This window comes from Salinicola halophyticus (assembly GCF_003206695.1).
GTDB classification, from domain to species: Bacteria; Pseudomonadota; Gammaproteobacteria; order Pseudomonadales; family Halomonadaceae; genus Salinicola; species Salinicola halophyticus.
Window position 1 is genome coordinate 738013 of sequence record NZ_PZJN01000006.1, and the last position, 22072, is coordinate 760084.

The 22072-nt window shown below is 65.5% G+C and carries 15 protein-coding genes; 8 read left to right on the forward strand and 7 right to left on the reverse strand.

The features are described from left to right. Positions 1–111 precede the first annotated feature (111 nt). Genes DOM58_RS11115 through DOM58_RS11130 form a run of 4 tightly spaced genes read left to right on the forward strand, consistent with a single transcriptional unit; the run spans position 112 to position 10791 of the window. Entirely contained in the window at positions 112–3951 is a 3840-nt protein-coding gene (locus tag DOM58_RS11115) for an exodeoxyribonuclease V subunit gamma (protein WP_188113808.1), read from the forward strand. Further along, positions 3948–7913 carry an exodeoxyribonuclease V subunit beta gene (recB, locus tag DOM58_RS11120; RefSeq protein WP_157957530.1) on the forward strand — a complete coding sequence of 1322 codons (3966 nt, stop codon included), beginning with the start codon at positions 3948–3950 and terminating at the stop codon, positions 7911–7913. Before DOM58_RS11115 ends, recB begins: the two co-directional genes overlap by 4 nt. Further along, positions 7910–10006, forward strand: coding sequence for an exodeoxyribonuclease V subunit alpha (recD, locus tag DOM58_RS11125; RefSeq protein ID WP_110692876.1), 2097 nt, complete (start codon positions 7910–7912; stop codon positions 10004–10006). Before recB ends, recD begins: the two co-directional genes overlap by 4 nt. Beyond that, positions 10003–10791, forward strand: coding sequence for a creatininase family protein (locus DOM58_RS11130; RefSeq protein ID WP_110692877.1), 789 nt, complete (start codon positions 10003–10005; stop codon positions 10789–10791). Before recD ends, DOM58_RS11130 begins: the two co-directional genes overlap by 4 nt. 52 nt (positions 10792–10843) lie before the next feature. On the opposite strand, the gene ribA is transcribed toward DOM58_RS11130, so the two are convergent. Further along, a complete protein-coding gene (gene ribA / locus DOM58_RS11135) occupies positions 10844–11983 on the reverse strand; it encodes a GTP cyclohydrolase II RibA (protein WP_075562907.1) in 1140 nt (379 codons plus the stop codon). 230 nt (positions 11984–12213) lie between these two features. Between ribA and DOM58_RS11140 the strand changes: the two genes are divergently transcribed. Continuing rightward, on the forward strand, positions 12214–13116 hold the full coding sequence (locus DOM58_RS11140; RefSeq protein ID WP_188113809.1) for a RibD family protein: 903 nt from the start codon (positions 12214–12216) through the stop codon (positions 13114–13116). Positions 13117–13118: 2 nt separating this feature from the next. Here DOM58_RS11140 and DOM58_RS11145 read toward each other — a convergent pair whose 3' ends face one another. The 5 genes from DOM58_RS11145 to DOM58_RS11165 all read right to left on the reverse strand — a co-directional run bounded on the left by DOM58_RS11145 (position 13119) and on the right by DOM58_RS11165 (position 17668). Then, entirely contained in the window at positions 13119–14198 is a 1080-nt protein-coding gene (locus DOM58_RS11145; RefSeq protein ID WP_110692878.1) for a lysylphosphatidylglycerol synthase transmembrane domain-containing protein, read from the reverse strand. After that, the gene (locus DOM58_RS11150) at positions 14195–15133 is read right to left on the reverse strand and encodes a class I SAM-dependent methyltransferase (RefSeq protein ID WP_110692879.1); all 939 of its coding nucleotides are present in this window, start codon (positions 15131–15133) and stop codon (positions 14195–14197) included. The genes DOM58_RS11145 and DOM58_RS11150 overlap by 4 nt, the downstream gene beginning before the upstream one ends. Further along, positions 15133–16197 (reverse strand): glycosyltransferase family 4 protein, encoded by a 1065-nt coding sequence (locus tag DOM58_RS11155; protein ID WP_110692880.1) that lies wholly within the window; start codon positions 16195–16197, stop codon positions 15133–15135. The genes DOM58_RS11150 and DOM58_RS11155 overlap by 1 nt, the downstream gene beginning before the upstream one ends. Further along, a complete protein-coding gene (locus tag DOM58_RS11160) occupies positions 16194–16592 on the reverse strand; it encodes a 6-pyruvoyl trahydropterin synthase family protein (RefSeq protein ID WP_075562910.1) in 399 nt (132 codons plus the stop codon). Before DOM58_RS11160 ends, DOM58_RS11155 begins: the two co-directional genes overlap by 4 nt. Positions 16593–16696: 104 nt before the next feature. Then, complete coding sequence (locus tag DOM58_RS11165; RefSeq protein WP_110692881.1) at positions 16697–17668, reverse strand: zinc-dependent alcohol dehydrogenase; 972 nt, start codon at positions 17666–17668, stop codon at positions 16697–16699. 388 nt (positions 17669–18056) lie between these two features. Between DOM58_RS11165 and DOM58_RS11170 the strand changes: the two genes are divergently transcribed. The 3 genes from DOM58_RS11170 (at position 18057) to DOM58_RS11180 (ending at position 20572) form a co-directional block, all read left to right on the forward strand. After that, positions 18057–18818, forward strand: a complete 762-nt coding sequence (locus DOM58_RS11170) for a CDP-alcohol phosphatidyltransferase family protein (protein WP_110692882.1) — start codon at positions 18057–18059, stop codon at positions 18816–18818. 56 nt (positions 18819–18874) lie between these two features. Beyond that, positions 18875–19486: a YceI family protein gene (locus DOM58_RS11175; protein WP_110692883.1), complete on the forward strand. Its 612-nt coding sequence runs from the start codon at positions 18875–18877 to the stop codon at positions 19484–19486. Positions 19487–19549: 63 nt separating this feature from the next. After that, positions 19550–20572, forward strand: coding sequence for a succinylglutamate desuccinylase/aspartoacylase family protein (locus tag DOM58_RS11180; RefSeq protein ID WP_075562913.1), 1023 nt, complete (start codon positions 19550–19552; stop codon positions 20570–20572). On the opposite strand, the gene dusA is transcribed toward DOM58_RS11180, so the two are convergent. After that, on the reverse strand, positions 20569–21627 hold the full coding sequence (dusA, locus tag DOM58_RS11185; protein WP_110692884.1) for a tRNA dihydrouridine(20/20a) synthase DusA: 1059 nt from the start codon (positions 21625–21627) through the stop codon (positions 20569–20571). The genes DOM58_RS11180 and dusA overlap by 4 nt on opposite strands. Positions 21628–22072 lie beyond the last annotated feature (445 nt).

The window sequence follows — 22072 nt, forward strand, 5'->3', positions numbered from 1 at the left end:
CATGAGATCGTCATATCTTGCCACAGGCTCTGGATGATCGTCGCCCTGCGCCACGGTAGGATGGCACGATCGTTACCGATATCTCATCGACTCCACAACTCGGGAGAGCGGATGTTCAGCGTCCTGCACGCCAATCACCTCGAAGACCTGCACGATCTGGCCCTGGCGCTGATCAAGCGTCACCGCATGCCGCCGCTGACGCCGGAAACCTTCCTGGTGCAGTCCAACGGCATGGCGCAATGGCTGCGGCTGTCACTGGCGGAAGCGGACGGCATCGCGGCGTCGGTGGATTTCCCGCTGCCATCGAGCTTCGTCTGGCGGGCCTACCGTGCGGTGCTCGAGCAGGCCGGGCCGGAAAACGAGCGTCAATCGATTCCGCTGCATTCGCCGTTCGACAAACGCCCGCTGGCGTGGCGCATTCTGCGTCTGCTGGAGGGCGAGATCGTGCGGGATCCGGTCACCTTCGCGCCGCTGGCCCACTATCTGGATACTGAACGTGAGGATGCAAGCCCTGGACGGGCGTCGCCGACGCATGGGTTGATGCAGCGCCAGGCCGCCGAGCAGGCCGAGCGCAAACGTTGGCAACTGGCGGTGCGACTGGCCGACCTGTTCGATCAGTACCTCAACTACCGCCCCGACTGGCTGGCGGCCTGGGAGGCGGGAGAGGACTCGCCGAAAGATCTGCCTGCCGATCAGCGCTGGCAGCCGGCGCTCTGGCGCGCTTTGATCAACGATGCCGACCCCGACGAACGGGCCTTCCATCGCGCCAATCTGCACGGGCGTTTCCTGTGTGCTGCCAGGGCGTTAGAAAGCTGCCCCAAGGCATTACCGCCAAGAGTTTTCGTGTTCGGTATTTCGACGCTGCCGGCACAGACGCTCGAAGCACTGCACGCGCTCTCCGGGGTCATCGACGTGTTCCTGATGATCACCAATCCCTGTCGCCACTACTGGGGCGACATCATCTCCGACCGTGAGGCGATCAAACGCGCCGGGCGGCTCTCGGCCGACGCCGTGGCACGGCAGCAATCCCGTCACCCGGAGGCCCCATGGCTCGAGGCACTGGACGAGGAGGCGCTGCATCTTCAGGCCAACCCGCTGCTGGCGGCGTGGGGCGCCCAGGGGCGGGATTTCATCGTCGGTCTCTACGAGTTCGAGAGCCAGGATGGCGGCTTCGATGTCGAAACCGACCTGTTCCGCGATCCCGCGCCGGACGACGAATCCCCCGCCGAGCAGGCGCCGCTGCTCAATCAGTTGCAGCAGGACATCCTGGATCTCAAGCATCCCGGCGAGCGAACCCGCGAAACCGGCGGCAAGCGAGAGATCGCCGAAGACGATGCCTCGCTGTCGCTCTACAGCGTGCACTCGCCGCTGCGTGAAGTGGAAGTGCTGCACGATCGGCTGCTGGCGGCGTTCGAGGAAGCCAGTGGCCAGGGCGCGCCGCTTCGGCCGCGGGACATTCTGGTCATGGTGCCGGAAATCGACGTTTACGCGCCGTATATCGAAGCCGTCTTTGGCCAGGTGCCGCCGAACGACCCCCGCCATATTCCGTTCACCATCGCCGATCAGGTCGCCAGCGAGGCGCATCCGATGATGGTGCTGATACTGTCGTTGCTGGAGCTCCCCGAACGGCGGCTGGGGGTCAGCGAGCTGCTCGATGCGCTCGACGTGCCGGCATTCCGGTCGCGCTTTGCCATCGAGGAGTCGGAATTGTCGCGCCTGCGGCAGTGGCTGGCGGAAAGCGGCGTGCGCTGGGGGCTGTCCGGCGCGCACCGCGAGTCGCTCGGTTTCCCCGGGCTGCATGAGAACAGCTGGGCCTTCGGGCTCGAGCGCATGCTGCTGGGGTATGCCACCGGGGCGCTGCCATCCACCGGAGCTTTGCCATCTTCCGGCCCGATGCCGCCGGGGCAATCCACCGGGTCCATCCACCGGTCCGATGCCGCCGGGCCGCAAGACCCGAACGAAACGTCTGCCGACAGCGCGTGGCAGTTCGACGGTATCGTGCCCTACGACGAGGTCGGCGGGCTGGAAGCGGATCTGGCCGGGCGCCTGGCCGAGCTGATGCAGGTGATGGCTGCCCAGTGCGAAGCGTTGAGCCATGACGGCACGCCGGAAGCGTGGCTGACGCGACTGCGCGAGCTGATGGATGCACTGTTTGCGCCCACGGCGCTGGATGAGCACGACGTGCTGGCGCGGGTGGATCAATCGCTCAGTCGCTGGCAGCAGAGCTGTGAGCTGGCATCCTTCACCCAGCCGATCGGCCTCGCCGTGGTGCGCGATGCGCTCCGCGCCGAACTCGACGATGGCGGGCTGGCCCAGCGATTCCTAGCGGGCAAGGTCAACTTCGCCACGCTGATGCCGATGCGTGCCATTCCCTTCCGGCAGGTCTATCTGCTGGGGATGAACGACGGTGCCTACCCGCGAACACGCCAGCCTCAGGATTTCGATCTGATGGCGCAGCGGCCGCGGCCGGGAGACCGCTCGCGCCGCGACGACGACCGCTATCTGCTGCTCGAGGCGCTGCTCTCCGCCCGTGAACGGCTGACGCTCTCCTGGGTCGGGTTCGATCAACGCGACAACACGCCGCGACCGCCCTCGGTGCTGATCGGCGAACTGCTCGATACGCTGGAGCAGGGCTGGCGGCCGGCCTCCACGTCAGGTGAGGCTGGCGCAACGACGCCGAGCGACGAAGCGGCGCTGGTGAAGCGACTGATCGAGACGCACCCGTTGCAGCCGTTCTCGCGGCGTTATTTCCAGGCCGAGGATTCACGTTTCACCTTCGATACCAGTTGGGAGGCGCTGCACCTCTCTACGAAGGACGAAGAACAGGCTGCCACGTGCGAAGAGCAGGCCAAAGAGGGCGCAGAACAGGCTGCTTCGTCCGCGGGGTCCGACTCCGTCGCGCTGCCGGCGGAGGCGCTGGGGCTGGCCGATCTGCAGCGGCTGCTGCGGCGGCCCTGGAGCGTCTACCTCGGCCGGTTGGGCGTGCGCTTTCAGGATCCGGAGGTGCCTGACGAGGATAGCGAACCGTTCATTCTGGACGCTCTCGAGGACCACACGCTCAAGCGCGAGCTGCTCGATGCCGGCCGCCGTGGCGAGCCGCTGCTGCAGGTCGCCGATCGGCTACGGCTGGCCGGGCGTCTGCCCGCCGCGGGCTTCGGTCTGGCGCTGATCGAGCCCCCGCTCAAGCGACTGCAGATCCAGCTGGAGAGCTGGCATCGGCGAATCGCCGACAGAGAACCGATCTCGCCGCCGATGCTGCGTTTCTCGATCGACGACACTGACGACTGTCCGGCGCTGGCGCTGGAATCCCGCGTCGATGGGCTACACCGGGAGCAGGATGGCAGCCTGAGCCTGGTAACCCTGGAAGTGAGCCATTTCGGCCACTTCGACAGTCAGGGCCAGAATGCGGGAAACGGCCCGTGGAAAAAACTGGGCAAACCGCATCGACTGTTCTCCGGTTACGGCCGCTGGTTGCTGGCCAACGCTCGCGGCGAGTCCCCGTGCCGCTGGACGGCGATCTTCGAGGACCGCTGGCTCGAGTTCCCGGCATTGACCCCGCTCGAGGCTCGCGAGTCGCTGGAAGCGTGGCTGCGGACCTGGTGGCGAGCCTGGTGCGCACCGTTGCCCGCCAGCGGTGCGCTGGCCAGGATGCTATGGGGCCTGGGGGATCGCCAGGCGCTTGCGGGGCTGGCGGCGGGTGAATCGCTCGACGCCGGCTGGCGAGATCGGCTGGCGGAGGAGTACGAGGAGGGCGGCTTCGGGATGTCGTCGCTGATTCAGCGCGAAGGCAGTCTGGGTCAGCTATGGCCGGATTTCGACGCCTTCGAAGCGGCGGGCGGCGTCCGCGAGAGCGTGGCGCACTATCAGCCGATTCTGGAGGCGCTGCTGCGGGCCTCCCAGCAGGTTCACGCGCACGCGACGCCGAAGCGATCTGCGGAGGCAAAAGCATGAACGACTCGAATGAGCCAGCGACCGAGGGCATGGTCGAGTCAATGAGTGACCCGCGAATGCCTGATGAGACCGTACCGCTCGAACTGACTGGCCTGCCGCTGACCGGCCATCATCTGATCGAAGCCAGTGCCGGCACCGGCAAGACGTTTACGCTGGCCGCGCTCTACGTGAGGCTGGTACTGGGGCCGTTGCCCGGGCGTGAAACGGTCGATTTTCCACGCCCGCTGACACCGCCGGAAATTCTGGTCGTCACCTTCACCGAGGCCGCCACCGCCGAGCTGCGCGGGCGTATTCGGGCGCGTCTCAAGCAGGCCCGCGACTGGCTGCTGGCGAGTCCCGAGACGCGACAGGATGCGGTATTGGCGGACCTGCTCGAACCACTGGTCACGGCGGGCGAGGCAGCCTGCCGCAGTGGCGCCAGACGACTGGACCAGGCCGCGAGGCTGATGGACGAGGCGGCGATCTTCACCATTCATGGTTTTTGTCAGCGGATGCTGACTCGTCACGCCTTCGATGCCGGCGCGCGGTTTTCCGCCGAACTGCTGCAGGATGGTCAGACACTGCTGAATCAGGCCGTCGAGGACTACTGGCGGCGCGAATTCTATCCGCTCGACGAACGCTGGCAGCGCCAGATTCGCGCCCAGTGGAGCGGGCCGGAGGCGCTTGCGGGGGCGCTGCGGCCGTTGCTGAAGGATGGCCAGCCGCAGCCGCTCTGGGTCGCGGGAGAAGAGGTCGAAGCACCGCGCGCGCTGGGCCCGCTGTTCGCCGAGTTGGAAAGCGGCCTGGACGAGCGGGCGACGCTCGAGAACGGATTGACGGCCGCCTGGGATCGCGAGGCCATCGCGGAGCTCATGGCGGAAGCGTTTCGCAACCAGACGCTCAACAAGTCCAGCTACAAGAGCCACGAGCTGGAAGATCGGCTGGCGGCGTTCGAGACCTGGCTGGCCCAGGGGGATTTCGGCGCGGGAGACGGCATCACCGATAGCAGCGGGCGATTCTGGCTGAGCCAGGAGAAGCTCGACGGGGCGCTGGTCAAGGCCGCCGCCAGCAAAGGGCAGACCGCGCCAACGCACCCTTTCTTCGCGCTGCTCGATCGCCTCGCTGCCATCGGTCAACCTTTCGCCACGATTGCCAGGCAGGTTCTCGTTCACGCCCGTGACCAGGTCGCGGTGAGCTTTGCCGCCGACAAGCGTCGCCGGGGGCTGTGGGAGTTCTCGGATCTGCTCAACGATCTCGACGCCGCGCTGGCTCGCCCGCAATCGGCGGCGGTGACCGACAGTCCGGCGCTGCGGCTGGCGGCGCGCATCCGCCATGAGCTGCCGGTGGCGCTGATCGACGAGTTCCAGGACACCGATCCGGTCCAGTATCGAATTTTCTCGCACATCTACCGCGCGCCGGAGAGCGATCCGGCCGCGACCGCGCTGTTGATGATCGGCGATCCCAAGCAGGCGATTTACGCCTTCCGCGGCGCGGATATCCATACCTATCTCGATGCGCGCCGGGCGACGCCCAGTCGTTTCACGCTGATGCGCAACTTCCGCTCTACGCACGCCATGGTCGACGCCACCAACGCGCTGTTCCTGCGTCATCCGCAGCCGTTCGGCAGCGACGAAATTCCTTTCGTCGCCGTCGAGTCGAACCCCAAGGCGACGCGCCTGGTCGACCGCGAAGGCCAGCCGGTCGAGGCGCTCGGGGTGTGGTGGCCGGATACCGAGCGCTACGCCAGAAACGACTATCAGAACGTGATGGCCGCCGCGACCCGTGCCGAGGTGCAGCGGCTGCTGGAGGGCGAGTGGCGCTTCGTCGGTGAGACCGGCGAGCGCGCGGTGAAACCCGCCGATATCGCCATTCTGGTCCGTCACGGCGGCGAGGCGCTCAAGGTGCGCGCCGCGCTCGCCGACGGCGGCATTCGCAGCGTCTATCTGAGCGAGCGTTCGAGCGTGTTCGATACGCCCCAGGCGTTCGAGCTGCTGCAGCTGTTCGAAGCCGTGGCACAGCCGCGTCAGGACTCGCGGCTCAAGGCGGCGCTGGCGACCAAACTGCTGAACGAGTCGCCGCAGGCGCTGGAGCCGCTGCTGGCCGACGAGCTGGCCTGGGAGCGAGAGGTCGAACGCTTTAGCGATTATCATCGCCAGTGGCAGCGGCGTGGCGTGCTCCCCATGCTGCGCGCGGTGATGCGGGATTTCCGGATCGCCGAGCGACTCGCCCAACGCGCCGACGGCGAACGCGCGCTGACCGATCTGCTGCATCTCGGCGAACTGGCACAGAATGCCCAGCAACGTCTCGATGGCGAGCAGGCGCTGCTGCGTTGGTGGCACCGCGCGCTGCAGGAAGGCGTCGAGACGCTGGATAGTCAGGCGCTCAGCCAGCGCCTGGAGAGCGACGAAGACCTTGTGCGGGTGATCACGGTGCACAAGTCCAAGGGCCTCGAATATCCCATCGTGCTGCTGCCGTTCATCTGTTCGCACCGCCCGGCGGAACCCGATAGAAATACCAAGCTGCTGGCGCTGCGGCCGGCCGAGGGCGAAGGCAGCGTGATGGTGGCTTCGCCTGATGACGCGCAGACGCGCGAGGCCGACCTGGCCCGCCTGGACGAGGATGTGCGCCTGCTCTACGTCGCCTTGACCCGCGCGGCCTACGCCTGCCGGATGGGTGTGGCGCACGTGGGGCGTGGCCGGGGGAAGAGCGGATGCCTGCACGAAACGGCCCTGGGGCGACTGCTGGGCAGCGAGAAGGACGACGACGGCGCGGCGCTGCTGGAACGGCTGCGACAGGGCGAGCGGGCGGGCTGGCTGGCGATCGAGCCTCCGCCGGCACCGCCGGATCATCGGCTGCGTCTGGCTAGCGTCGTGCCGCAGACCAAGCCGGCGCGGCGCTTTCAGGGCCGGATCGATGACGACTGGTGGATCGCCTCCTATACCGCGCTGATCGCCGACGCCCGTCAGGATACGGGGCGAAGCCAGCGAGGCGAGGGCGAGGGTATCGGCGAGGATGAGGGCGAAGGTATCGGCGAGGACGACGCCGCGGCCAGCGAGGATCTGCCAGCGACGCTGGACGTCGAGGTCAGCCGCGAGCGCGACCCCGTGCCTCGGCCCAGGATTCGTTCGCTGTTCGATTTCCCCCGTGGCCCGCGCCCTGGGACCTTTCTTCACGGGCTGCTCGAGATGCTCGATTTCGACCGCCTGGCGGATCCCGCCTACGCGGATACGCTGCGCCGGGATGTCGAGCGCCGGCTGGTGACGAGTGGTTTCGACGTGGCGTGGGCGCCACTGCTGCTTGAGTGGCTGCTGGAGCGACTGCGACAGCCGTTGATCCACCTCGACGGGCAGCCGGTGCAGCTCGATCGGCTCGAGGCATGGCGCACCGAGCTGGAATTCTGGCTCCCGGCGACAGCGGCCTGGAGCGAACCGCTGGATCGGCTCGTCACTCGGCTCGAGCCGCTGCCGGGTCCGCGTCCTCGGCTCGCACCGCGCAAACTCAACGGCATGCTCAAGGGCTATATCGATCTGGTCTTTCAGGCGCACGGGCGCTGGTACGTGCTCGACTGGAAGTCCAACCATCTGGGCGATGATCCGGATGATTATCAGGGCGCGCGGTTGGCCGCGGCGATGGTGGATCACCGCTATGATCTGCAGTACGTGCTCTACGTGCTGGCGCTGCATCGGCTGCTCAAGTCCCGGCTGGAAGACTACGACTACGACCGCCACGTCGGCGGCGCCTGCTATGTTTTTCTGCGCGGGCTTTCCAAGGCGTCCGAGCCGCCGCTTTCTACGGAGCCCGAAGATGCGCCAGTTTCTATGGCGTCGGAGGGCGTCGTGGGTTCGTCGGCGAACGGGGTGTTTTATCGTCGCCCGTCCCGGGCGTTGATCGAGGCGCTGGATGCGTGGCTCGACGGCGATGCCGAGCCGGCGCGGGCGCTGATCCAGCAAACCCGACGGCAGCCAGCGGAGGCCGATTCATGAGTCGAACCGGACACAACGATCAGTTCTCGCTGGCGCTCGATACGGCGCAGCCATCACCGTCATTGCTCGATCGCGAGACGCTGTTCGCGACTCTGGCGCTGTGGGTCGAACTCGGCTGGCTGCGACAGCTCGATCGCCATTTCGCGACCTTCCTGGCCGCGCGCGATGACGATGTCGGAACGCCCAGCGATCCGCTGGTGTGGCTGGCGGCGGCTCTGGTCAGCCATCAGGTCGGGCGGGGTCATGTGTGCCTGTCGCTACCGCGGGCTCTCGCCGCACCCAGGTCCGCACTGTCGTTGCCGCCCCTGGATGGCGGCTTCGAGACGGACGTGCCGGTGACGCTACCGGAATCGCTACTCGAGGGCGTGACGCTGGCGCACTGGATCGAGGCGCTGCGCGGGTCCTCCACCGTGGCTGCCGGCGATGCCGCCGCAGGCCTCGCCACGCCGCTGGTGCTCGAAGGCGATCGGCTCTACCTGCGCCGCTACTGGCAGGCCGAAAGCGGGGTCGCGGCGCATCTTCGCCTACGGCTGGGCGAGCCGTTGCCGGTTGCCGCCGACCTGGCGGATCGTCTGCAGGCATTGTTCGCCGGCAACCAGCGTGAGGGTGACGAACCCGACTGGCAGCGCGTGGCCTGTGCGTTGGCACTTCGTCAGCGATTGACGATCATCTCCGGCGGCCCGGGAACCGGCAAGACCACGACGGTGACGCGGCTGCTGGCGCTGCTGCAGCAGCAGTCGCTGGCCGGCGGTGGCGCGGCGCTGCGTATCCGGCTGGCGGCGCCCACCGGCAAGGCCGCAGCTCGCTTGTCAGAATCGATTGCCGGCGCCGTGGGCCGGTTGGACATCGACGAGGCCGTGCGTGAGGCGATACCGCAGCAGGCGTTGACGCTCCATCGGCTATTGGGCGCGCGACCGGATACCCGTCATTTTCGTCACAACGCCGAGGAGCCGCTGAGCTTGGATCTGCTGGTGGTCGACGAGGCATCGATGGTCGATCTGGAGATGATGGCGGCGCTGCTCGATGCGCTGCCGGCGGACGCACGCTTGATCCTGCTCGGCGACAAGGATCAACTGGCGTCGGTGGAGGCGGGTTCGGTACTCGGCGATCTGTGTGCCGGGGCCAATGTTTTCGACGCGGCCGCCTCGGCTGCCACTAGCTCGATTGCCACTAGCTCGGCTGCCGGAACGCTTGGGTACTCGGAAGCGACCCGCGACTATCTGCAGACGATGACCGGTGAATCGCTTCCGGCAGCCGGCGACGCCAATCTGCTGGCCGACCATGTCGCCATGCTGCGTAAGAGTTTCCGTTTCCACGCTGACAGCGGCATCGGCGAGCTCGCCCGCGCTGCCAATGCCGGCGACGGGCGGGCATTTACCCAGGCGCTGGCAGCAGGTTTTGCCGACGTCTCGACGCTGGATATCGATGCATCGGCGTTCGAACGGGCCGTGGTCTCGGGTTATCGGGAGCTGTTCGAGGCGTTGCGGGACAAAGGTTCTCTACCGTCGATCCTGGCGTTGCAGAGTCGCTTTCAGGTCCTCTGCGCACTGCGGCGGGGACCTTGGGGCGTCGAGGGATTGAACGAGCGGATCGCGCGGGCATTGTGGCAGCAGGGCTTTATTTCGCGCACCGATGGCTGGTTCGCCGGCCGTCCGGTGATGGTGACCCATAACGATCCGCAACTGGGGCTCTACAACGGCGATCTGGGGCTGACGCTGACCGACGAGGCGGGGCGATTGCGAGTCTGCTTCCCTCAGGGCGACGGCGTGCGACAGGTGCTGCCGTCCCGACTCGATGCCGCGGTAACCGCATTCGCCATGACCGTGCACAAGTCGCAGGGTTCGGAATTCGAGCATGTGCTGTTCGCGCTGCCGGGGCGGGCCAACCCCATCGTCACCCGGGAGCTGATCTACACGGGTATCACCCGGGCGCGCTCGCGGCTGACGCTGGCGCTGGCGCGAGGAGGCAAAGACGAGCGCCAGCTGCGCGACGCCGTGGGGCGGCAGGTGGTGCGGGAAAGTGCGATCGCCGAGCGCTTGCTGCGCGGTATTCCGGCATTCAGTTCGGCCGATTCGACAGGGAGTGAAGCATGAGTGTTCATCACTGGCAGGATTTGACCACGACGGAGCTCGCGGGGCTGGTCGACGACGCGACGGTGGCGGTGTTGCCGCTGGCGGCGATCGAACAGCACGGCGGCCATCTGCCGCTCTCCACCGATCTGGATATCGGCTTGGGGCTGCTCGAAGCGGCAACCGAGCAGCTCGAAGCCGGGCAGACGGTGATCGTGCTGCCACCGCTGGCACTGGGTTCGAGTCTCGAGCATACCGCTTTCGCGGGCACGCTGAGCCTGATGCCGGAAACGGCGATTCGCGTGATCGAGTCGCTGGGCGAGGCCGTTCATCGTGCCGGCATTCGACGCCTGGTGCTGTTCAACAGTCACGGCGGCAACAAGGCGGTGATCGATCTGGCGGCGCTCCAACTGCGCGCGGCCCACGCCATGCTGGTGGTCAAGGCCAACTACTTTCGCTTCGCGCCGCCAGCGCAGGCGCTGCCCGCCGAGGAGTTGCGCCACGGCTTGCACGGCGGCGCGCTGGAAACCGCGATGATGCTGTATCTGGCGCCCCACAAGGTTCGTGCTGAGCATCTGGCCGATGCGGTGTCCGCGGGCCAATTGCAGGAGCAGGCCGGTTCGACGCTGGGCCCGGAAGGGGACGCCGGCTACGCCTGGATGGCGCAGGATCTGCACCCGAGCGGCGTCACCGGCAATGCAACCCTGGCCGACGCCGAGACCGGACGCCGGTTGGTCTCCCATTTCGCCGATCGCCTAGCGCGGATCATCGAGGAGACGGGCCGCTTCGATCTGGCGACGCTACGATAGCGCGTACGGTTCTGCCGGTGACGCTCGCGGCGGCTCAGTTAGTGCTGGGTACTCAGTGCGCCGCGGGTCGTCTGAGCGGCGTCACCGGTCCCTCGTCGCCATCGTTGAGCACCTCTTCCAGCCAGTGGCCGGCGCGCTTGGCCTTGGCATCCAGATAGCGCCGGTTCTGCTTGGTCAGTTTGCCGTAGACGCCGCGACGATTGACGACTTCGACACCGCCCTGGTCCATGGCGGCGATCTTCTCCGGATTGTTGGTCAACAGCTCGATGCGAGTGATCTCGAGCTGTTCGAGCATCTCCAGCGCGACGCCGTAGGTGCGTTCGTCGTTGCCGAAACCGAGGACGTGATCGGCGTCCACCGTATCCAGTCCGCCATCCTGCAGGGTATAGGCGCGTAGCTTGTTGGCCAGGCCGATGCCGCGTCCTTCCTGGGCAAGATAGAGCAGCACGCCGCCGCCGCGTTCATCGATGGTACGCACGCTCTCGCGCAGCTGTTCGCCGCAGTCGCAGCGCAGGCTGCCGAACAGATCGCCGGTGAGACAGGCAGAGTGCAACCGCACGGGGACGGCATCGCTCCATTCCGCGGGCTCGCCGATGACGATAGCGATATGTTCCCGCATGCCGTCCGCTTCGCGAAACATCACGAACTTCGCGCGCTCCGCGTGGGACAACGGAATTTCCGCGTCGCTGGTGCGCTTGAGGAAGTGCGAACGAGCGTCGGCGTAGTCCGAGACCTGTTCGGCAGCGACGGCCAGCACCGTGCCTTCGGCAACCAGTGTCTCGACATGGTCGCGCTGGGCATCGCTGATGTCGGCGACGATCGCTGCCGGGATCAGCAGCCCGATTCGCATCAGGTCCAGCGCTGCCACGCTGCCCTCACTGGCAGCGTCCGGTCGACGATCCGGCGCCAATCGATGCCCGACGGCACTGGCTCGGGCGATGACGTCGTCGGCGCTGTCGGCGGGATCGATCGGCATCAGTCCAACCCTCGGCTCGAACTCGATGCCCAGCCGGGAAAGGCGGTGGCGCGTCAACGCCAGGGCGGGGCGATTACCGCTGAAGACGTGCAGCGCTGCCAGGGCATCATCGTCGCAGCCCTCGAGCGGGTGAACCATCACGTCGCCCTGGTCGGCTCGTACCAGAACCGGAAGGCCGCGTCGCAGATCGAAAATCGCGCGTTCTACCTGTCGCATGCTCGTCTCCTCGCTTTGTCGTCCATGATTCGTGTCATCCGTGATCCGTTTCACCTGTCATCCTGCAGTCCGCGTGGCTGGCGGGTTTCCGCGATCGTCGGGCTAGCGTTTCCCGTTCGACGATCTTTGCCACGACGATCTTTGCTACTCGGTTTTACGACTCGGTTTTACGACTCGGTTCTACTACTCTGTTTTGCTACTTTGTCATGCCGTCTGGCCAAGGAGTGACCATGACTCTTCGCGAACCTTCCCTGCCGATCGCTTCCGAGCAGAGCGTCAAGGCCTGGCGCTGGATTCGTCGCGTGGCAGCGCTGACCCGGGATGGCAGGGCCGAAGTGCGCTTCGACGGTGTCATCGTCGAGGGCGATCTGCGCCTCGAAATCGACGCTCACGGCGGCTGGTCCTGTAATCATCAGCTCGACGATCAGGCCGCTCGACTGCTGTCGATCTGGTTGCCGTGGTGCATGACGGACACGTCTCGTGGCCCCTGTGTCATTGCCCAGCTCGGTCAGAGCCTGGACGGCCGAATCGCCACGGCGAGTGGCGCGTCCCACTACGTCACCGGCGCGCAGAGCCTGGTGCACCTTCACCAACTGCGGGCGCTGGTGGATGCCGTCGTCGTGGGCGCAGGAACGGTGGACGCCGATGATCCGCAGCTGACGGTTCGCCACGTCGAGGGGGACAATCCCTTGCGCGTGGTGCTCGACCCGCGCGGCCGGGTGCCGGCAGAGTGCGGCGTGTTCCGACAGCCGGTCGCGCCGACCTGGCATCTCGTCAACGAAGGCGTGGCCGGCCACGGCGGCGCTGACCACGTCAGCGTGAAACCGCTGTCGCCGGGACCGTCCGGTATCGATCCGTCGCAGATCGTGGCGCTGCTGGCCGAGCATGGCCATCGACGGATTCTGGTCGAGGGCGGCGGGCTGACGATCTCGCGGTTTCTCGAAGCGGGCTGTCTCGACCGTCTGCACAGCGTTGTTGCGCCGATGCTGATCGGCTCCGGCCGTCCGGCGTTGACGCTGCCGGAGATCGACACGCTGGATGAAGCGCTGCGACCGGCCTGCCGTCATTTTCGACTGGGCGACGACATGCTGTTCGACCTGGACCTGCGCGATCGCGTAGCGACTGGAGAGTGATCTCATCTTGGCTCTCCTCCCGAGGCGAGGCGATCAGGAACGATGTTATCGGGGGCGATGCTATCGGGGGCAAAAGTCCGCATGTCCCGGACCGTTCGCCGATCAGCCGCTCGTCGGCCAGCATTCTGGCGGGCCGACCGATGATCCATCAACAGCACGGCCAGGCCGGGCAGGCTCGCGGCGAGGATCAGCAGGCCGTAGGTCACCGATAGCATCACGCCCTCCTGCGCCGGCAGGCCGGCCAGCGGCCAGATCACGGCGGCGGCACCTTCACGCAAACCCCAGCCGGCGATGGTCAGCGGAATCGCCATTGCCATCAGTAGCGGGGGGATCAGCGGCAACAGCTCGCCAACGGGACGTTCGAGTCCGAGCGCGCGGGCGGCGCACAGGAATACCGCGATATAGGTCGCGACGACCAGCAGCGAGCTTGCGAGTTGTGCCGGCCACACTTTGACCGTCAGCAGGGCACGATGAAGATCCTGCCAGAACCGTTTCAACGCTGCCCCCGCTCGGCTTCGCGTCAGCCAGAAAGCGGCCAAAAGCACTAAAACGGCAGTCAACGATAGCCCGATGATGCCCACCCAACCGGCGCCAGCGTGTGCGTGCCATAGCTGACGAATGCCACCGCGCAGCGCGGGTGAAAGCGCTATCGCCAGAATGGCGACGCCCAGCAGGGCGACCTGACCGGAAGCGCGTTCGATGATCACGGCGCGTATCGCCGGGCCGGACTGTGACGTTGACGCCGCATTCGACGTCTGCCCGGCGTTGCCGTGGCGCCAGGCCCGCGCGGCATCGCCCACGACGCCGCCGGGCAACACCTGATTGAGGAAGGTCGCCAGATAGTATTCGCGAATGGCGGTAGGCCAGGGCAGGGAGATTCCTACCTGATGCGCCGTCATGCGCCAGCGCCAGGCCGACAGTACGACCTGGGGAACGCCGATGAGGATGGCCAGTGTCACCCAGCCGGGCGACAGCGCGCCGAGCCGCTCCAGCAGTTCCCGGGTGTCCAGCTGCCAGGCCAGCAGGCCGAGCAGCGTAAGCGTTGCCGCCAGACGTAGCCCGGGCGATAGCCAGCGGTTCACGCTGGCGCTCCCGAAGCGCTCGCCATCGGTGTGGCAAACAGGTCTTTATGGCCGACGGTCAATGTCAGCTTGTCACGCATCAGCCCTTCGAGACGTTCGCCATGCCAACGATCGACGCGGCTGCTCAGCTGCGGTAGCTGCTCGTGGAGCGCGCTGCGCCAGCCGGCGAGCAGGGACTCGGCGAGCGTCAGTGATTCGGGGCCGAGACGCCAGGGCGAAGTGGCTTCGCGAATATGGTAACCGCGACGATGGAAGGCTTCGCGAAGATGGCGAGATGCCTGCGCCCCCATGGCCGGGCCGCTGCCCTTGTCGCGATGCTGATGCGTCTCCAGCGCCGCCAGCATGAAACGGTCGTCGCCGTTGAATAACGGCGCCCCGCTGGCATCGTGGAAGCGGATATGGCCATCCACGCTGAGCGCGAATAGCACGGCGCAGCCGTGGTTCTGGCAGGCGTCCGCCAACGCTTCGACATCGGCGGGCGTCAGCAGGTCGAACAGTGCCGACGCCGTGACCAGATCGGCGCCTTGCAGGCCGTGTTCCCAGGCTTCGGTCAGGCTCGAATGCCGGGACTCCAGATGGATCGGTTGGGCATCGGCACTGGACAGGTGCTCGCAGCGCAGTCGAGCATGGGCCAACAGTTCGGCGTCGTGATCGATCAGGCGCCAGTGCTGGGTGCCGTGAAGTCGCGGTGCCAGATAGCGCAGGTTCGAACCGCTGCCGCATCCCAGGTCCACCAGTGTGCGCTGCGTTTCCAGCGGCCGGGCCGGCGTGGCTCGTCGTGTCAGCCAGCGATCCGCGGCATGGGTGAGCTGGGCATCCCGCGCCAGATGATCGGCAGGCTCCCGCAGCGTCAGCCATTGATCGCTGAAAAGGGCATCGCTGAACAGGGCGTCGCCGGACAGGGCGTCGGTGGCAGGTGATGAAGGCATCGACATCAGCGCGTCGCCTCCGCTGTCGTGGCACGTTTCAGGGCCTCGCCGAAAGCCTCGGCGGCGGTTTGCCAGTTGCCGAGCGTGGCGCGAATCTCTCGAGCGCCCGCCTGATAGCGTCGGTAGGTTTCAGGCTCTTCCAGCATGCTCCTGATCGCCTCGCGGAGCGCGTCGACGTCACCCGGCGGCACCTTGATTCCGGCGGTGTCCGGCAGAGTATGAGCTAGAGCGCCCCCTGTCGTGGTCACCACAGGAAGACCGTGGGCGAGCGCTTCGGTGATCACCATGCCGTAGCCCTCGTAGTGCGAGGGCAGTACGAACAGGTCGGCCTGCCGATAATGGGCGTTCAGACTCTCGCTGGACTGGGAGCCCAGCAGGTGGACGCGTTCGTCCAACCGGTGGCGCGCGATCGCCTCTCGCACCTTGTCGACGTAAGCCTCGGCGCGATCGAGGGCACCGATCAGATCGCACTGCCAGGGTAGCGAGGTCAGGCCGGCCAGGGCTTCGACCAGCAGATCCTGGCCCTTGCGTGGCGTGACCGTGGCGATACACAGCAGGCGCGGGGTCCCGCTGCCGTCGCCGCTCGCCAACTCTCCGGTTTCGACGCCGGGCTCGATGACTGCGATCTTCTCGGCCGGCACGGCGAAATCGGCCAGCCTCCGGGCGGTATAGACACTGGTGACGATGATACTCTCGACGGCCGCCAGGGCCCGGGTCTCACTGATCCGGAAGCGCTGCTGTTCGGGCGCCCCCAGGCCGGTCTCATCGGCGAGCGGATGATGCACCAGCGCGGTGATCGATAGTCGTGACGCATGACGCTCGATGATCGCCGGCAGCCCGCCCAACGCGAGGCCGTCGATAATGGCTCGACTGCCGTCCGGTAGCGTGGTCAGGGCGCTATCCAGAGCATGAGAGGCGACGGCGTCAGGCTCCGGGAAGCGGCCCTCGAGTCCGACCACGTCGATCTGCCAACCGTCGGTGCGTAGCGCATCGACGATTCGCGCGTCGTAGACGTAGCCGCCGGTCAACTGGCCGGGGTCGCCGGCGACGATCAGGGTGAAATCGCTCATAGGCCCCCTTCGTAGCTTGCCCAGGCGACGTGCGACTCGTGCAGCGTGACGTCCAGCGCGGTGAGATGGCGAGCGCCATCGCCCAGTTCGCCATCACGGATGGCATGGGACAGACGGTCGAACACGACCTTTGCCATGAATTCGGTCGTGGTGTTGCGACCCTTGAACTCGTCGATCTCGTCGAGATTGTTCAAGGTGAACTCGCCGAGAATGCGTTTCAGAACTTCGCTCGCCAGACCGATATCCACCACCAGATCGTCGTGGTCGAGCTCGGGGCGCTTGAAGGTGACGTCGACGACGTAGGTGGCACCGTGCAGCTTCTGCGCCGGGCCGAAGGTCTCGCTGTTGAAACTGTGGGCGATCATCATGTGATCGCGGACGGTCAAACTGAACATTGTTGTCGCTCCTTGACGAGTGCGTCCTTGTTGCATGATTCGTTCGATCCAGCCACTGAACCGCTGAGGCACTACGGCGACGAGTTCAATAGCTTTACGTGGTATCAGCCGTAGCGGATGCGCTGGCACAGCGTATCGTCTTCGCGCTGACTCAGGCGCTTCAGCGTCTCGGGCAGGTCTCTGAAATGGCTTTCACCGCTGATCAGCACGTCGAGACAGTCGTGATTGAGCAGCGATAGCGCCAGAGAGAGCCGACGCTTGTGATCCCAGCGGGGTCGATGCCCGGGAGAAACGCTGCCGACCTGACTCGAGCGCAGCGTCAGGCGACGAGCGTGGAAGGCTTCGCCGAGCGGCAGGTTGACCTCGCGGCTGCCGTACCAGCTCATCTCGAGGACGGTCGCTTCGAATCCGGCCAGCGAGAGGGCGGTCTGCAGGCCGGCATCGGAAGCGCTGGCGTGGATGACCAGATCCTGCTCGGCCGCTGCCGTTTCGGGAGTATGGAAATCGACGTCCAGGGCGTCGCCGAGGAAACGTTTGCGTTCGTCGATATCGATCAGTTGAACGCGAGCGCCGGGTAGCCGGGCACACAGCCACGCCACCAGTGAGCCGACCACGCCGGCACCGATGACGCTGATGCGGTCGCCGATACCGGGGGCGGCGTCCCATAGCGCATTGAGTGCCGTCTCCATGTTGGCGCCGAGGATCGCCCGCTGCGGCGGTACGTCGGCGGGCAGCGGCACGACATCGTCGACGGTCACGCGGTAGTGGGTCTGATGGGGATGGAGGCAATAGACGTAGCGGCCGTGCCAGTCATGCGCGCCCTGTTCGACGACGCCGACATTGGAGTAGCCGTATTTGACCGGCCCCGGGAATTCGCCGCTCTGAAACGGCGCTCGCATTCGCTGATATTCGCTGACCGGCACCTGGCCATTGAAGACCAGGGTTTCGCTGCCGCGACTGATGGCGGAGTAACAGGTTCTCACCATCAGATCACCGCTGGCACTAAGTTCGGCCTGGCGAATTTCACCGCTGCCGTCGCCAAGAGACCAGAAAGCATGGGCGTAAGGCGTGGTCATCGAGAGTTACGCTCCTTGAAGTCGGACATGACTGATGAATTCGTCGTGGCGCTGGTTCGTCGCTACCCTGAGACGAGTATGGCAGAGTGTGACGATTTGGCATTGTACAAGAAGTGTACAGATAAACGATGTCGGTCGAAATTCACGGCTGCGGCGGCCGATCGTGATCGCCTCCCCGGCGGGCGAGCACTGGCTGGCGTTTCAGCCTGGCGGCCTGCCTGCAACCGGCCGAGACCGGCGGTAACGACCCTATAGCGTCAGCAGGTCGAAGTGCATCCAGAGTTGTACGAGTCGCGTATCCATGTCAACGGCGACTATTCGGAAAGTACGTGGACGGTATGCCGAACGGGAATCAGGCAATGTTCTTGCGAAGTGGAGGGATCCAGCGATGCGACATTCGTCGGCGCGTATAGCGGTGGCGCCTCGACGGCGGCTTCAATCCGTTCGAGGATGGATCGAGCTGGCGGCGGGCCTGGCTCTGGTTGCCTTGCTGACCGAGTGGGTACAGTGGGCATTTTCCGCCCCCTCGGGGTTGCGATTCACGGCAGGCGGGATCTATGTGGCGATCGCCACGGCCGTGCTGTGGGCCTGGCCGGCGTCTCGTCACGGACTGGGCTGGGCCAATCGGATCACGCTGATCCGGGCCGTTCTGATCGCCATTATCGCGGGCGTGGTCGTCTATCCGGACTTCATCCAGCGTCATGCCGAGGGCATTGCCGCGCTGGCGCTGCTGGCGCTATCCCTCGACGGTATCGACGGCTGGGTAGCGCGCCGTACCGGTTCGGCGAGCGCCTTCGGTGCGCGCTTCGACATGGAGCTGGACGCGTTTTTCATCGTCGTGCTGTGTACCGCACTGATCGCGCTGGACAAGGCCGGCGCCTGGATTCTGATCATCGGGCTGGCGCGCTACGCTTTCGTGATGGCGGGGATGTACGCGCCCTGGCTTCACCGCGCGTTACCCGATAGCGTCTTCCGCAAGACGGTCTGCGTGTGGCAGGTGGCAACGTTGATGGCCTGCTTGCTGCCTTTCGTCGAGCCGACCTGGGTAACCGGCTTCACGTCGCTGGCGGCACTGCTGCTGGCCCTCTCCTTCGGCCGGGATATCGTCTGGCTGTGGCAGCGCCGAGTCGTTGACGCCAGCGGGCTTTGATTCCCGTCGAACGTGACGCTTTTTCCGTCATTCGCACTCGAGACAAGGAGTTCACCATGGGCCTGATGCGATTGCCTCTGCTCACCGCTTCCATGACGTTCGTGCTGTGTTCGTCGATCTCGACCGCGCAGGCTGAGCCGCGGCGTTTCGAGATCGATCCCGAGCACTTCACCATCGCGTTCATGGTGAATCATCTGGGATACGAGAACCTGCTGGGCCAGTTTCTGGAAGGCGAGGGCAGTTTCGTCTACGACCGCGAGACGCAGGAGCTGAGTTCAGCCCAGGTCACGATGCAGGCCAACAGCGTTTTCACCAATCTCGATGCTCGTGACCGCCACCTCCGGGACGACGATTTTCTGAATGCCGACGATTACCCCCGACTGCATTTCGTGGCCACCGATTTCGAGCCCTCTTCACCGACCACCGGGACGCTGAACGGGGAACTCACCATGTTGGGACGCACCGAGCCGGTAACCCTTGACGTCACGCTGAATCAGGATGAGGTCTACCCTTTCGGGCATGGACGTCCCACCCTGGGTCTATCGGTCCGCGGAGCGCTCGACCGCAGCGACTGGGGCATGGATTACGGCGTCGACAACGGCATGGTCGGCGATCACGTGACCCTGATCTTCGAACTGGAAGCCGTGGAGCAAGACGGCTCGCCATGATGGCCTGATGGCTTTACGATCTCAGGATCTTCTTTACCGATCCATTCATTATCAAGGCTACTCATGGCGCAGGAAGCTTTTACCCTCGTTGGCGAGCGAATCGAGCCGGGCACTCGTCGCCAGGTCGATGTGCCGGTCGCCAAACTCTATACGCACGCGCCAATGCATATTCCGGTCGAGGTGGTGCACGGGCGTCAGCCGGGCCCGGTACTGCTGGTCTGTGGCGCCATTCATGGCGACGAACTCAATGGCGTCGAGATCGTCCGTCGACTGCTGAGGTTGCCCAATCTTTCGCGGCTTCGGGGAACGCTCATCGCCGTGCCGGTCGTCAATGTCTTCGGCTTCGTGCAGCAGTCCCGCTACCTGCCTGACCGGCGTGATCTCAACCGCTGCTTTCCGGGCAGCGAGGGCGGGTCGCTGGGCTCGCGGATCGCCGCGCTGTTGCGTGAAGAGATGGTCGATCGGGCCACGCACATCATCGATCTCCACACCGGGGCGATTCATCGTACCAACCTGCCGCAGATTCGCTCCCAGCTGCGCCAGAATCTAGAGACCCAGGCCATGGCCGAGGCATTCGGCGTGCCGGTGATTCTGAATGCCGAGCTGCGCGAAGGGAGCCTGCGTGAGTATGCCCAGAACCGCGGCGTGCCGGTGCTGACCTACGAGGCCGGCGAGGCGCTGCGTTTTGACGAGTGGGCAATTGCGCCCGGGGTCAGAGGGATCCGGCGTGTCATGCGTCTGATCGGCATGCTGCCGGCGGACAGCCGCCGACGGACGCCGCCAGCGGCGGAGATCGCCAACGGCTCGAGCTGGGCGCGGGCGCCGATCGATGGCATCCTGCGGCCACGGGTCAGGCTGGGGGCGCGGGTTGCCAAGCAGCAGACGCTGGGGGTGGTCGCCGATCCGTTCGGCAATGCCGAGGCCCCGGTGGTCGCGAGTGCCGACGGCATCGTCATCGGCATGAGCAATCTGCCGCTGGTCAATGAGGGCGAGGCGCTGTTTCACGTCGCTCGCTATGAGGAGATCGACGACGTCGAGAACGCAGTGGAAAGCTTTCAGTCCCGCTACGAGACCACAGGCTTCTAGATCGCTTCAGATGAGGCTTCCATCAGTTTCTGCTCGTCCACCAGACCGACGGCGTCATCGTAGATCCTGATGCCGGCGCCGTCTCGATGAGCATGTTCCGACAGATGACGGCGGAACCGGCGGCCTCCTTTGCAACCCTGAAACAGCCCCAGCAGATGCCGGGTCACGTGGTTGAGCTTGGCGCCCTCGTCGAGCCGCTCGATCACATAGGGACGAAAGGCGCGAGCGACATCATGGCGACTGAAAGCCGGCGCGTTCTCGCCGTAGAGCATGCTGTCGACTCCGGCCAGCAGCCAGGGGTTCTGATAGGCTTCGCGGCCGACCATTACGCTATCGACGCCCGCCGCCAGATGCGTCTGGCAAGCTTCCAGCGTCTTCACGCCGCCGTTAATGCCGATATGCAGCGCCGGATGATTGGCCTTGAGGCGATAGACGCGTTCGTAGTTGAGCGGGGGCACGTCGCGATTCTGCTTGGGAGACAATCCCTGTAACCACGCCTTGCGCGCATGCACGATGAAGGTGCCGCAACCGGCCGCCGCCACCTGCTCGATGAAGCGCTCGAGATCGGCATCCTCGTCCTGGTCGTCGATACCGATACGGCACTTCACCGTGACCGGGATCGAGACGGCGCGACGCATCGCGGCCACCGCCTCGGCCACCTTGCCGGGGTAGGCCATCAGACAGGCGCCAATCATGTTGTTCTGCACCCGATCGCTGGGGCAACCCACGTTGAGATTGACCTCGTCGTAGCCCCATTCTTCGGCGATGACCGCGCAATCGGCCAGTTCCCCCGGGTCGCTACCGCCCAGCTGTAGCGCCAGCGGATGTTCATCGGCGTTGTAGCCCAGGAAGCGCTCCCGCGGCGAACCGTGCAGAATCGCACCGGTGGTGACCATTTCGGTGTACAGCAGAGCACGCCGCGTCAGACAGCGAGCCAGCGCCCGGTAGTCTCTGGTCGTCCATTCCATCATCGGCGCGACGGAGAAGGTGCGGTCGAGCGGATGCCGTGTGGCAGTAGCCTTCACGGCAGTGGGGGCATTTTCGATAGCGGCCATATCAGGTAATAGTTGCAGTGATTCGTTTGGCATTGCGCAAGAAACGATCACATCCTGACACCTCGTGACGCGTCAGCATGCAATGACCTTGGCCTGTATCGCCAAGCGCAAAGGGATAGACGCAAGCTTCTCATATTCGGCGCGTGTTGGCATCGCCTTTACCGTCATGGCGGCGAGACAAAATCCCGTACATGTTTGTGCAGGCCTGCACTCGAAGAATGGGGGGAGGATGCTGGAACGCCGCGGTACGGAGCTTGCCAGAATGGCAGAGGCCACTCACGGAAATGCTGGCAAGCGTTATCCCAGTCAATTCCGTCACGGGCGTGGTGATTCGTCACTCCTTAAGCGCTTGGGCAACTTCCGGATCTTGGGCATCAGCAGGGCACTGAATCGCTGGGGACGCCTACCTGGCGATGAGTAAATCGGTTAACGTGTCGATGAAATA